This is a genomic window from Mycobacterium sp. NGS34 (genome assembly GCF_059812845.1).
Genome location: NZ_JCALDM010000006.1, coordinates 147142 through 159473, shown reverse-complemented (window position 1 = coordinate 159473; position 12332 = coordinate 147142). Strand labels below are relative to the sequence as shown.

General features: G+C 70.4%; 11 protein-coding genes. 6 read left to right on the top strand and 5 right to left on the bottom strand.

The genetic code is table 11. The features are described 5' to 3' along the window. Positions 1-132: 132 nt before the first annotated feature. From sucB to AC5Y7V_RS16885, 5 genes are read left to right on the top strand one after another with little or no spacing between them, the layout of a single operon-like run. Positions 133-1914: a 2-oxoglutarate dehydrogenase, E2 component, dihydrolipoamide succinyltransferase gene (gene sucB / locus AC5Y7V_RS16905; protein WP_499881187.1), complete on the top strand. Its 1782-nt coding sequence runs from the start codon at positions 133-135 to the stop codon at positions 1912-1914. A 4-nt stretch (positions 1915-1918) separates the two neighbouring features. Next, positions 1919-2830, top strand: a complete 912-nt coding sequence (locus AC5Y7V_RS16900; protein WP_499881186.1) for a TIGR01777 family oxidoreductase — start codon at positions 1919-1921, stop codon at positions 2828-2830. Positions 2831-2889: 59 nt separating this feature from the next. Next, positions 2890-3588, top strand: coding sequence for a lipoyl(octanoyl) transferase LipB (lipB, locus tag AC5Y7V_RS16895; protein ID WP_499881185.1), 699 nt, complete (start codon positions 2890-2892; stop codon positions 3586-3588). Further along, positions 3585-4517, top strand: a complete 933-nt coding sequence (lipA, locus tag AC5Y7V_RS16890) for a lipoyl synthase (RefSeq protein WP_499881184.1) — start codon at positions 3585-3587, stop codon at positions 4515-4517. The genes lipB and lipA overlap by 4 nt, the downstream gene beginning before the upstream one ends. Positions 4518-4547: 30 nt before the next feature. Then, the gene (locus tag AC5Y7V_RS16885; RefSeq protein WP_499881183.1) at positions 4548-5300 is read left to right on the top strand and encodes a DUF4191 domain-containing protein; all 753 of its coding nucleotides are present in this window, start codon (positions 4548-4550) and stop codon (positions 5298-5300) included. Between the two features lie 72 nt (positions 5301-5372). Here the strand turns inward: AC5Y7V_RS16885 and AC5Y7V_RS16880 are convergent, their stop codons facing one another. Next, positions 5373-5792, bottom strand: coding sequence for an RDD family protein (locus AC5Y7V_RS16880; RefSeq protein ID WP_499881395.1), 420 nt, complete (start codon positions 5790-5792; stop codon positions 5373-5375). Positions 5793-6053: 261 nt separating this feature from the next. Between AC5Y7V_RS16880 and glnA the strand changes: the two genes are divergently transcribed. Further along, the gene (gene glnA / locus AC5Y7V_RS16875; RefSeq protein ID WP_499881182.1) at positions 6054-7490 is read left to right on the top strand and encodes a type I glutamate--ammonia ligase; all 1437 of its coding nucleotides are present in this window, start codon (positions 6054-6056) and stop codon (positions 7488-7490) included. A gap of 112 nt (positions 7491-7602) precedes the next feature. On the opposite strand, the gene AC5Y7V_RS16870 is transcribed toward glnA, so the two are convergent. From AC5Y7V_RS16870 to AC5Y7V_RS16855, 4 genes are read right to left on the bottom strand one after another with little or no spacing between them, the layout of a single operon-like run. Next, positions 7603-7821 carry a hypothetical protein gene (locus AC5Y7V_RS16870; protein ID WP_499881181.1) on the bottom strand — a complete coding sequence of 73 codons (219 nt, stop codon included), beginning with the start codon at positions 7819-7821 and terminating at the stop codon, positions 7603-7605. Between the two features lie 10 nt (positions 7822-7831). Next, entirely contained in the window at positions 7832-8692 is an 861-nt protein-coding gene (locus tag AC5Y7V_RS16865; RefSeq protein WP_499881180.1) for a TIGR03619 family F420-dependent LLM class oxidoreductase, read from the bottom strand. Continuing rightward, on the bottom strand, positions 8689-9336 hold the full coding sequence (locus AC5Y7V_RS16860; protein ID WP_499881179.1) for a PaaI family thioesterase: 648 nt from the start codon (positions 9334-9336) through the stop codon (positions 8689-8691). The genes AC5Y7V_RS16865 and AC5Y7V_RS16860 overlap by 4 nt, the downstream gene beginning before the upstream one ends. Next, a complete protein-coding gene (locus tag AC5Y7V_RS16855; RefSeq protein ID WP_499881178.1) occupies positions 9333-12317 on the bottom strand; it encodes a bifunctional [glutamine synthetase] adenylyltransferase/[glutamine synthetase]-adenylyl-L-tyrosine phosphorylase in 2985 nt (994 codons plus the stop codon). Before AC5Y7V_RS16855 ends, AC5Y7V_RS16860 begins: the two co-directional genes overlap by 4 nt. Positions 12318-12332: the final 15 nt, after the last annotated feature.

Genomic DNA, 12332 nt, shown 5'->3' with positions numbered 1-12332 from the left:
GGCACCCGAGCGCTGTCCGCCCTGGATGTGTGCCGACGAATGCGCGGTGACAGGATAGTTTTGATAGCGACTTCGGTTCTGCCAAGCGACATGTTCGACGCGCCCCGACCTACGATCGAGGAGTCAGAAGAGATGGCCTTCTCCGTCCAGATGCCGGCACTCGGTGAGAGCGTCACCGAGGGGACGGTCACCCGCTGGCTCAAGCAGGAAGGCGACACGGTCGAACTCGACGAGCCGCTCGTCGAGGTGTCGACCGACAAGGTGGACACCGAAATCCCGTCGCCGGCCGCCGGTGTGCTGACCAAGATCGTCGCCCAGGAGGACGACACGGTCGAGGTCGGCGGCGAGTTGGCGGTCATCGGCGACGCGGGTGAGCAACCCCAGGCCCAGCCCCAGGCGCCCAGCCAGCCGGAGCCCGAGCCGCAGCCGGAGCCGGAGCCCGAGCCGGAACCGCAGGCCCAGGCCCAGCCCGAGCCCGAACCGGCGGCGCCGGCCCAGCCGGCCCAGCCGGCCGCGTCGGGCGGCGGTTCCGGTGACGCCAAGCCGGTGCTGATGCCCGAACTCGGCGAGTCGGTGGCCGAGGGCACCGTGACCCGCTGGCTGAAGAAGGTCGGCGATTCGGTCCAGGTCGACGAGCCGCTGGTGGAGGTGTCCACCGACAAGGTGGACACCGAGATCCCGTCGCCGGTGGCCGGTGTCCTGCTCAGCATCACAGCGGAGGAGGACGCGACCGTCCCGGTCGGCGGCGAGCTGGCGCGGATCGGTGCCGGAGCGGACGCCGCCGCGCCGGCCCCCCCGGCGCCGCCCGCACCCAAACCCGAGCCCAAGCCGGAGCCAACGCCCGAACCCAAGCCGGAGCCCGCGGCGGCGAAACCGGCGCCCGCGCCGCCGCCCCAACCCGAACCAACACAGGCCGCGCCCGCCGGCGGCCCGAGCCCGGACGGCGCGCCCTACGTGACCCCGCTGGTGCGAAAGCTGGCCAACGAGAACAACATCGACCTCGCGCAGGTCGCCGGCACCGGGGTCGGCGGTCGCATCCGCAAGCAGGACGTGCTGGCGGCCGCCCAGAAGAGGGAGGAGGCGAAAAAGGCGCCCGCGCCCGCCGCCGCAGCCGCGCCCGCAGCCGCTCCCGCCTCCGAAGGCAAGGCGGCCCCCGCCGCGGCGGCGGCCCCGGCCCCCGCGCTGGCTCACCTGCGCGGCACCACCCAGAAGGCCAGCCGGATCCGGCAGCTCACCGCGGCCAAGACGCGCGAGTCTCTGCAGGCCACGGCCCAGCTCACCCAGACCCACGAGGTCGACATGACCAAGATCGTGGGGCTGCGGGCCCGGGCCAAGTCCGCGTTCGCTGAGCGCGAGGGCGTCAACCTGACCTATCTGCCGTTCATCGCCCGCGCCGTGATCGACGCCCTCAAGATCCACCCCAACATCAACGCCAGCTACAACGAGGAAACCAAGGAGATCACCTACTACGACGCCGAGCACCTCGGCTTCGCGGTCGACACCGACCAAGGACTGCTCTCCCCCGTCGTCCACAACGCCGGCGACCTGTCGCTGGCCGGGCTGGCCCGGGCCATCGCCGACATCGCCGAGCGCGCCCGGTCGGGCAACCTGAAGCCCGACGAGCTGTCCGGCGGCACGTTCACCATCACCAACATCGGCAGCCAGGGCGCCCTGTTCGACACCCCGATCCTGGTTCCGCCGCAGGCGGCCATGCTGGGCACCGGCGCGATCGTCAAGCGGCCGCGGGTGATCGTGGACGAGTTCGGCAACGAGTCGATCGGCGTCCGCTCGATCTGCTACCTCCCGCTGACCTACGACCATCGCCTGATCGACGGCGCCGACGCCGGACGTTTCCTCACCACGATCAAGAACCGGCTCGAAGAGGGAGCCTTCGAGGCTGACCTGGGGCTGTGACGACGTGCCCAAGCCGGTCATCGCGATAGCGGGTTCCTCCGGCCTGATCGGCTCGGCCCTGGCGGCGGCCCTGCGCGCCGCCGACCATCCGGTGCTGCGCATCGTGCGCCGGACGCCGGCGAATTCCGAAGAGCTGCACTGGAATCCGGAGAGCGGCGAGTTCGACGCCGACGCGCTGATCGACGTCGACGCCGTCGTCAACCTGTGCGGCGTCAACATCGGGCAGCATCGTTGGTCGGGCGCCTTCAAGCAGAGCCTGCGCGACAGCCGCATCGCTCCCACCGAGGTGCTGGCCAATGCCGTCGCCGACGCCGGCGTCGAAACGCTGATCAACGCCAGTGCGGTCGGCTACTACGGCAACACGAGAGACCGGGTGGTCGACGAAAACGCCCGGGCGGGAAGCGGTTTCCTCGCCCAGCTGTGCGAGGACTGGGAAGCCGCCACGCTGCCCGCCCAGTACGCCGGCACCCGGGTGGTGCTGGCCCGCACCGGGCTGGTGCTGTCCCGGTCGGGTGGCGCGCTGCGCCGGTTGCGGCCGCTGTTCTCGACGGGACTCGGCGCCCGGCTGGGCAGCGGCCGTCAATACATGTCGTGGATCACCCTGGAAGACGAGGTGCGGGCGCTGCTGTTCGCCATCTCACACCCCTCGCTGTCGGGGCCGGTCAACCTGACCGGGCCGGCGCCGGTGACCAACGCGGAGTTCACCACCGCGTTCGGCCGCGCGCTCAATCGCCCGACCCCGTTGATGATGCCCGGTTTCGCGGTGCGGGCCGCGCTCGGCGAGTTCGCCGACGAGGGGCTGCTCATCGGTCAGCGCGCCATCCCGTCCGCGCTGGAACGCGCCGGTTTCGAGTTCCACCACAACACCATTGGCGAGGCGCTCGCCTACGCCACCGCCCGCCGCGAGCACGATTAGCCGCACGCGGCCTTGGCGTCGCGTCGCCGGTCGGGCGCGGGCCGAGTAGCGTCGGCGGAGTGAGTGATTCCATCCGGTCGAGTTCGGCCGCGATCGACGTCCGCCAACTGGGGACGGTCGAATACCGCACCGCCTGGCAGCTGCAGCGCGACCTGACCGACGCCCGGGTCGCCGGCGGGCCCGACACCCTGCTGCTGCTGGAGCACCCCGCGGTCTACACCGCCGGGCGGCGCACCGAGGCGCACGAGCGGCCCGTGGACGGGACGCCAGTGGTCGACACCGACCGCGGCGGCAAGATCACCTGGCACGGCCCCGGGCAATTGGTCGGCTACCCGATCATCGGGCTCGCCGAGCCGCTCGACGTCGTCAAATACGTTCGGCGCCTTGAGGAATCGCTGATCAAGGTGTGCGGCGACCTGGGCCTGGACACCGTCCGGATCGACGGCCGGTCCGGCGTCTGGGTCCCCGCCGGCGGCGGCCGCCCGGCGCGCAAGGTCGCGGCCATCGGGGTACGGGTGTCGCGGGCGACGACGATGCACGGGTTCGCCCTGAACTGCGACTGCGATCTGGGTGCCTACAACTCGATCGTCCCGTGCGGCATCAGCGACGCTGGGGTGACGTCGGTGTCCGCCGAGCTGCGGCGCACGGTCACCGTCGACGAGGTCCGGGCGGCCGTCGCCGTCGCCGTCTGCGACGCCCTGGACGGCGCGCTTCCGGTGCGTGACCACCCGGTCGCCCGCGTAGCATCAACGATGTGACTGTCGCTCCCGAGGGCCGCAAGCTGCTGCGCCTTGAGGTGCGCAACGCGCAGACCCCGATCGAGCGCAAGCCACCGTGGATCAAGGTCAGGGCCCGGATGGGACCCGAGTACACCCAGTTGAAGGGCCTGGTCCGCCGCGAGGGTCTGCACACGGTCTGCGAAGAGGCCGGCTGCCCCAACATCTTCGAATGCTGGGAGGACCGGGAAGCCACCTTCCTGATCGGCGGCGACCAGTGCACCCGCCGCTGCGACTTCTGCCAGATCGACACCGGAAAGCCCGCCGGGCTGGACCGCGACGAGCCGCGCCGGGTCGCCGAAAGCGTCCAGACGATGGGGTTGCGGTACGCGACCATCACCGGCGTCGCGCGCGACGACCTGCCCGACGGCGGCGCCTGGCTGTACGCCGAGACCGTGCGCGCCATCAAGGAGCTCAACCCGTCGACCGGCGTCGAGCTGTTGATCCCGGACTTCAACGGCGAGCCCGCGCGGCTCGCGGAGGTTTTCGAGCCACGCCCGGAAGTGTTGGCCCACAACGTCGAAACCGTGCCGCGGATCTTCAAGCGGATCCGGCCCGCCTTCACCTACGAGCGCAGCCTGGGCGTGCTCACGGCGGCCCGCGACTTCGGCCTGATCACCAAGAGCAACCTCATCCTCGGGCTGGGCGAAACCGCCGACGAGGTGCGCGGCGCGCTGGCGGACCTGCGCGACGCCGGCTGCGACATCGTCACCATCACCCAATACCTGCGCCCGACGTCGCGCCACCACCCGGTCGAGCGTTGGGTGACGCCCGAGGAGTTCGACGAGTTCGCCCGGCACGCCGAGGACCTCGGCTTCTCGGGGGTGTTGTCCGGGCCGCTGGTGCGATCGTCCTACCGGGCCGGGCGCCTCTACGACCAAGCCGTTCGCGGCCGGGCCTCGGCACCATAGATAACCCGCCCGAACGTATCCTTGGTCATTATGGCTAAACCCCGCACCGCCGCCGAGAACAAGGCCGCCCGGGCCCAGGCAACCGCCGCCCGCAAGGCCGCCGCGAAGGAACGCCGCGGCCAGCTTTGGCAGGCGTTCAACATGCAGCGCAAGGAGGACAAGCGCCTGCTGCCGTACATGATCGGCGCGTTTGTGCTGATCGTCGGCGCCTCGGTGGCCGTCGGCATCTGGGTCGGCGGGATGGCGATGATCACGCTGATCCTGCTGGGCGTGGTGCTGGGTGTCCTGGTGGCGTTCATCATCTTCAGCCGCCGCGCCCAGCGCGCGGTCTACAGCAAAGCCGAAGGCCAGACCGGCGCCGCCGCGTGGGTGCTGGACAACCTGCGCGGCAAGTGGCGGGTGACCCCCGGCGTCGCCGCCACCGGCCACTTCGACGCCGTGCACCGGGTGCTCGGCCGGCCCGGCGTGATCCTGGTCGGCGAGGGATCGGCCGTCCGCGTCAAACCGCTGCTGGCCCAGGAGAAGAAGCGCACCGCCAGGCTGGTCGGCGACGTGCCGATCTACGACATCGTGGTCGGCAACGGCGACGGCGAGGTCCCGCTGGGCAAGCTGGAACGCCACCTCACCCGGCTGCCCAACAACATCACCGCCAAGCAGATCGACACGCTGGAGTCGCGGCTGGCCGCGCTGGGCTCCCGCGCCGGCGCCGGCGTGATGCCGAAGGGGCCGCTGCCCAACGCCGGCAAGATGCGCGGCGTGCAGCGCACGGTGCGCCGCCGGTAACGCCGCGGCGATCGCAAGCGCGACGAAGCCGGGCGCTGCGGGTCGCCGCCACCATGGTCCGCCGCCATCAGGTCAGCGCCGCAGCACGGCCGTCCCGGTGATCCGATCGTGCAGGCCGCGGCCGTCGGAGTCAGTGAACAACGCCGGGATGACGGTCGCGATGAGCAGCCCGCGCGCCACCAGCCGGCCGAGCCCGACCGGCACCCGCCCGTCCACCGACGCCACTTGCAGACCCAGCGCCAGCTGCCCGGGCGTGAAGCTGAACAGCCGAACCGCCACCACGCCGAGCACGAACCAGATCACCAACACCGCGGTCGCCAGCGTCCGCTGGGAGAACAGGCCGAACGCCATGGCCAGCGCCCCCAGCCCGTAGGAGATCAGCCAGTCGATCATCAACGCGACCAGCCGTCGGCCCATCGGCGCCAGCGATCCCGGCCCGCCCTGCGGCAGGCCGAGGCTCTCGCCCGGATAGGCCGATCGCGATCCCGGCAAACCGTCGCTCACGGACGGCTTCCGGGGGCCCGGCGGGACTGCCCCGCAAGCCCGAAACCGGGGCGGGATGCGCCCGTGGGGCCGTGTTGCAGACCAGATACGATGCTGCCGTCCATGGCCCCACAATAGAACCCTGCAGCGACCCGGATTCTGGTGCGGGGAAGCATGGTCACGTAACCTCTGCGCAACATCGGGTTGACTGACGGGCAACACAAGCTCCATAGCGTCAGGCCGCGGATCACCAAGTAAAGGAGCAATTCTGTGACGGAAATGACGCCCGACGACGTCTTCAAACTCGCCAAGGACGAGAACGTCGAATTTGTCGACGTCCGGTTCTGTGACTTGCCAGGCATCATGCAGCACTTCACGATTCCGATTTCGTTCTTCGACGAGAGCGTGTTCGAGGACGGCCTGGCCTTCGACGGCTCCTCGATACGCGGGTTCCAGTCGATCCACGAGTCCGACATGTTGCTCCTGCCCGACCCCGCCACGGCCCAGATCGACCTGTTCACCGCGCACAAGACGCTGAACCTGAACTTCTTCGTGCACGACCCGTTCACCCTCGAGCCCTACTCGCGCGACCCGCGCAACATCGCGCGCAAGGCGGAGAACTACCTGATCAGCACCGGGGTCGCCGACACCGCGTACTTCGGCGCCGAGGCCGAGTTCTACATCTTCGACTCGGTGAGCTTCGACTCGCGCACCAACGGCTCGTTCTACGAGGTGGACGCGATCTCCGGCTGGTGGAACACCGGTGAGCCCAACGAGAGCGACGGCAGCCCCAACCGCGGCTACAAGGTCCGCCCCAAGGGTGGGTATTTCCCCGTCGCGCCCGTCGACCACTACGTCGACCTGCGCGCTGACATGCTGTCGAACCTCATCAAATCGGGGTTCAGCCTCGAGAAGGGCCACCACGAGGTCGGCAGCGGCGGCCAGGCCGAGATCAACTACAAGTTCAACACGCTGCTGCACGCGGCCGACGACATGCAGCTCTACAAGTACATCGTCAAGAACACCGCGTGGCAGGCGGGCAAGACCGTCACCTTCATGCCCAAGCCGCTGTTCGGCGACAACGGGTCCGGGATGCACACCCACCAGTCGCTGTGGAAGGACGGCAGCCCGCTGATGTACGACGAGACGGGCTACGCCGGCCTGTCGGACACGGCGCGCCACTACATCGGTGGCCTGTTGCACCACGCGCCGTCGCTGCTGGCGTTCACCAACCCGACGGTGAACTCCTACAAGCGTCTGGTTCCCGGCTTCGAGGCGCCGATCAACCTGGTGTACAGCCAACGCAACCGGTCGGCGTGCGTGCGCATCCCGATCACCGGCAGCAACCCGAAGGCCAAGCGGCTCGAGTTCCGTTGCCCCGACTCGTCGGGCAACCCGTACCTGGCGTTCTCGGCGATGCTGATGGCCGGCCTGGACGGCATCAAGAACAAGATCGAGCCGCAGGCGCCGGTCGACAAGGACCTCTACGAGCTGCCCCCGGAGGAGGCCGCAAACATCCCGCAGGCGCCCACCCAGCTGTCCGCGGTGATCGACCGGCTGGAGGCCGACCACGAATACCTCACCGAGGGCGGCGTTTTCACGCCCGACCTCATCGAGACGTGGATCAACTTCAAGCGCGAGTACGAGATCCTGCCGGTCCAGATCCGGCCGCACCCCTACGAGTTCTCGCTCTACTTCGACGTTTAAGCCCATTTAATCGTCGCGAGCAGACGCAGAATCGCCCTCAGCGCCGCGCCTCGGTGCGATTCTGCGTCTGCTCGGCGGTGAAAGTGGCGGTGAAAGTTTCTCTGCCGCCACCCTAACCGGGGCGGCGGCCCAAGATCCCGCGTGACATCCGCACCGGCTGGCCCTCGGCCATCTCCACGACCTCCAGCCAGCCCCCCGGCGCGACGTAATGCCGCTCGACGTCTTCGCGGTGCATCGAGATGATCAACACCCCGGCGTCGGTGATCTCGTAGCTGTCGAAAGCGCCGTAATCCCGCGGTTCACCGTTGCTGAAAACGACCGTGAAAGCCATCCCCCGAAGTTTAGCCGTCCAGCGCCAGGTCTTTGCGGAAGCGCTGCATGCCGTCGATCTTGTCGTCCAGCGTGGCGTCCGGCCCGGCGTAGAACATCCACGGCATGGTGATGATGCCGGTGATGCCGGCGTCCGCGGCGCGCCGGTAGTCGGCGGTGGTGAAGGAGTCGGTCAGCGGCGTCAGGATCGTGAAATCGTCCATGGACAGGCCGAGTTCGGCCCGCAGTTCGCGCAGCCGGCCCACCGCCTCGATGGCCCGATCGGTCTTGATCAGGTCGCCGATCCAGCCGTCGTTGCGGGCGGCGCGGCGCAGCGCGATGTCGCTGAGGCCGCCGACGTACACGGGTATCGGTGGCGGCGTCGGCTCCATCTCCAGCCGCGGTGTGCGGTAGAACGCGCCGTCGAACTCGGTCCAGCCCGGCCGCCACAGCGCCCGCATCAGGTCGATGATCTCGTCGGTGCGTTTGCCGCGGGCCTCGAACTGCTCGCCCATCAAGGCGAATTCCTCGCGGCACCAGCCGACACCGATGCCGAGCTCCACGCGGCCGGACGCCAAAACCGCCGCCGTGCCAATGGCTTTCGCCGCCGAATACGGGTTGCGCATGGCGGGAATGTAGACGGTGGTGACAAACCGCAGCCGGGTGGTGACCTGGGCCAGCGCGCCGACGAGGACCCAGGGGTCGGGCCAGTCGGTGAAGGGCTGCCAGCGCCGCTGGCCGTCCTTGGTGTACGGGTACGGGGTGTCCAGCGTCTCCAGGTTGACGACGTGGTCGGGGATCCCGATCCCGTCGTAGCCGAGTTCGTCCGCCGCCTTGGCGATCTCGACGATCTCACGGGTGTTCAAGAACGCGCTGCTGACATAGAACTTCATTCGGCGTCCCTCGCCCACGACGGCTCGATGAAGACGCCGTCGGCCTCGACGGTGACCCCATGCGCGTCCGAAATAGTGCCGCGGGCAAAGACTTTGACGCCCTCCTTGCGGTCGATCCACGCCTCGGAGCGCAGCGGGCCCAGCGGGGTGCCGCGCAGGTACTTCACGGTGATGGTCCCGGTGAACCGCGGCTTGGACAGCCCCTCGCTGGCCGCCTCGCCCAGCATGTGGTCGAGCACCAGGGCGCTCACCCCGCCGTGCACCAGCTTGGGCGGGCCCTCGTAGGCCGTCCCGAGGACGAACTCGCTCCAGCAGCGGCCGCCGCCGTCGTGGTGGACGATCACGGGCGGCGCGATCGGGTTGCCCAGGCCGATCGCGGCGTTTCCCATCGTCAGCGGGCGGCCGCCGTCGACGCGGTAGGTCACCCCCATCGGCCGGGTCCGTTGCCGCAGCGACTCGGTGACGGCCTCGATCGCGGCGCGCGCGTCGGCGACGACGGCGTCGTCGGCCTCGGTGCGGATCGTGGCGTCGATGAGTTCCCGGACCGCGTCGGCCAGCGGGGTGTACAGGGCCGTCACGCGTTGGGCTTCCGCCGCGCTGAGCACCTCGAATGTGGCGTCCAACGCGCCGGCCTCCTGACTCAACTTCCAAACACCTTGCGCACCACCGCTTTTGCCCGGCGCGTCACTCGCAGATAATTGTCCAGGAACTCGCCGCCGTCGTCGGACGACCAGCCCGCGGCGACAGCGACCGCCTTGAGTTGGCGCCCCGGCCCCGGCAGCTGGTCGGTGGGCTTGCCGCGGACCAACACCAGCGCGTTGCGGGCCCGGGTGGCGGTCAGCCAGGCCTGCCGCAGCAGGTCGACGTCCTCCTCGGGCACCAGGCCGGCCGCGGCGATGGCGTCCAGGGATTCCAGCGTCGACGTGTTGTGCAGCGCGGGCACCTCGTGCGCGTGCCGCAGCTGCGTGAGCTGCACGGTCCATTCAATGTCGGCCAGTCCTCCGCGCCCGAGCTTGGTGTGGGTGTTGGGGTCCGCCCCCCGCGGCAACCGCTCGGACTCGACGCGGGCCTTGATGCGGCGGATTTCGCGCACCGCCTCCGCCGACACGCCGTCGGGCGGGTAGCGCGTCTGGTCGGCCATCACCAAGAACCGCTGGCCCAGCTCGGCGTCGCCGGCGACCGCGTGCGCGCGCAGCAGGGCCTGGATCTCCCACGGCTGCGCCCACTGGGCGTAGTAGGCGGTGTAGGAACTCAACGTGCGCACCAGCGGGCCGCTGCGGCCCTCGGGCCGCAGGTTCGCGTCGACCTCCAGCGGCGGGTCGACGCTGGGCGTGCCCAGCAGCGCCCGCACCTGCTCGGCGATCGTCGTCGACCATCGCACCGCCTGCGAGTCGTCGACGCCGGAGGCGGGCTCGCAGACGAACATCACGTCGGCGTCGGACCCGTAGCCCAGCTCGGCGCCGCCCAGCCGGCCCATGCCGATGACCGCGATGGCCGCGGGAGCCCGGCCGTCCTCGGGGAGGTTGGCCCGGATCATCGCGTCCAGGGCGGCCTGCAGCACGGCCAACCACACCGAGGTGAGTGCCTTGCACACGTCGGTGACCTCGAGGAAACCGAGCAGGTCGGCCGAACCGATGCGGGCCAGCTCGCGGCGCCGCAGCGTGCGCGCGGCCGCGATCGCCCGCACCGGGTCGGGGTGGCGGCCCGCCGAGGCGATCAGCGCCCGGGCCACCGTCGCAGGGTCGGTTTCGAGCAGCTTGGGGCCGCCCGGGCCGTCACCGTAGTCCTGGATCACCCGGGGCGCGCGCATCAGCAGATCCGGCACGTAGGCGGAGGTCCCCAGCACGTGCATGAGCCGCCTGGCCACCGCGGGCTTGTCGCGCAGCGTGGACAGGTACCAGCTCTCCCCGCCCAGCGCGTCGGACAGGCGCCGGTAGGCCAGCAGCCCGCCGTCGGGGTCTGGCGCGTAGGACATCCAGTTCAGCAGCCTCGGCAGCAGCACCGACTGCACCCGGCCGCGCCGCCCGCTCTGGTTGACCAGCGCCGACATGTGCTTCAGCGCGGTCTGCGGCCCCTCGTAGCCCAGCGCCGCCAGCTGCCGCTCGGCGCCCTCGGATGTGATGCCGTGCGCGATCTCCAGGCCGGCGGGTCCGATCGACTCCAGCAGTGGCTGATAGAAGAGCTTGGCGTGCAGCCCGGACACCCGCACGTTCTGGTGCCGGAGCTCCTCGCGCAGCACCCCCGCGGCGTCGTGGCGGCCGTCGGGCCGGATGTGCGCCGCGCGCGCCAGCCAGCGCACCGCCTCCTCGTCGTCGGGCTCCGGCAGCAGATGGGTGCGCTTGAGCCGCTGCAGCTGCAGCCGGTGCTCGAGCAGCCGGAGGAACTCGTAGGAGGCCGTCAGGTTCGCCGCGTCCTCGCGGCCGATGTAGCCGCCCTGGCCCAGCGCGTCCAGCGCGTCCACCGTGGAGGCCACGTGCAGCGAGTCGTCGCTGCGGCCGTGCACCAGCTGAAGCAGCTGCACCGCGAACTCCACGTCCCGTAGTCCGCCACTGCCGAGCTTGATCTCGCGAGCGCGCACCTCGGCGGGCACCAGCCGCTCCACCCGGCGGCGCATGGCCTGGACCTCGACGACGAAATCCTCGCGCTCACAGGCGACCCAGACCATGGGCGTCAGGGCGGCCAGGTAGCGCTCGCCGAGTTCGGCGTCGCCGACGGCCGCCCGGGCTTTCAGCAGCGCCTGGAACTCCCATGTCTTGGCCCAGCGCTGGTAGTAGGCGACGTGCGATTCGACGGTGCGGACCAGCTCGCCGCTGCGCCCCTCCGGACGCAGCCCGGCGTCGACCTGGAAGAAGGCCTCGGAGGCCACCTTCATCATCTCGCCGGCCACGCGGGCGCTCTGCGCGTCGGCGCGCTCGGCGACGAAGATGACGTCGACGTCGCTGACGTAGTTCAGTTCGCGGGCACCGCATTTGCCCATCGCGATGACCGCCAGCCGCGGCGGCATCCGGTCGCCGCACACGGTGGCCTCGGCCATGCGCAGCGCGGCGGCTAGCGCGGCGTCCGCCAGGTCCGACAGCTGGGCGCTCACCACGGTGAACGGCAGGACCGGCTCGTCCTCGACCGTGGCGGCCACGTCGAGGGCCGCCAACACCAGCAGCTGGTCGCGGTACAGGATGCGCAGGCGTTCCACCGCCGACCCGGGGGCGCCCAGCGCCTCGTCGCAGCACTCGATGAACGTCGTGCGCAGTTCGTCGTGCGAGGGCAGGTGGGCCTTGCCCCGCAACAGCTTCCAGGACTGCGGGTTGGCGGCCAGGTGATCGCCCAAGGCCAGCGACGAGCCCAGCACCCCGAACAGCCGCCCCCGCAGCCCGCGCTCGGTGAGCAGCGCGGCGCTCAGTTCGTCCCAGTCGCTGTCCGGGTTCTCCCACAGCCGGACCAGCACCCGCAGCGCGGCGTCGGGGTCGGGCGCGCGCGACAACGCCCACAACCGGTCGATGTAGTTCGGGTCGTCGCGCTCGTACCAACCCAATTGCGCCAGACGGTCACCCGCGGGAGGGTCGACCAACCCGAGCCGGCCCACGCTGGGCAGCCGGGGGCGCTCCGTCGCGGGTTTGGTCACGCCCACGACCGTAGCGCAGGC

Coding starts and splice junctions, on each gene's coding strand:
- sucB (WP_499881187.1), top strand. CDS start 133: ATGGCCTTCTCCGTCCAGATGCCGGCACTCGGTGAGAGCGTCACCGAG.
- AC5Y7V_RS16885 (WP_499881183.1), top strand. CDS start 4,548: ATGGCTAAACCCCGCACCGCCGCCGAGAACAAGGCCGCCCGGGCCCAG.
- AC5Y7V_RS16870 (WP_499881181.1), bottom strand. CDS start 7,821: ATGGCTTTCACGGTCGTTTTCAGCAACGGTGAACCGCGGGATTACGGC.
- AC5Y7V_RS16865 (WP_499881180.1), bottom strand. CDS start 8,692: ATGAAGTTCTATGTCAGCAGCGCGTTCTTGAACACCCGTGAGATCGTC.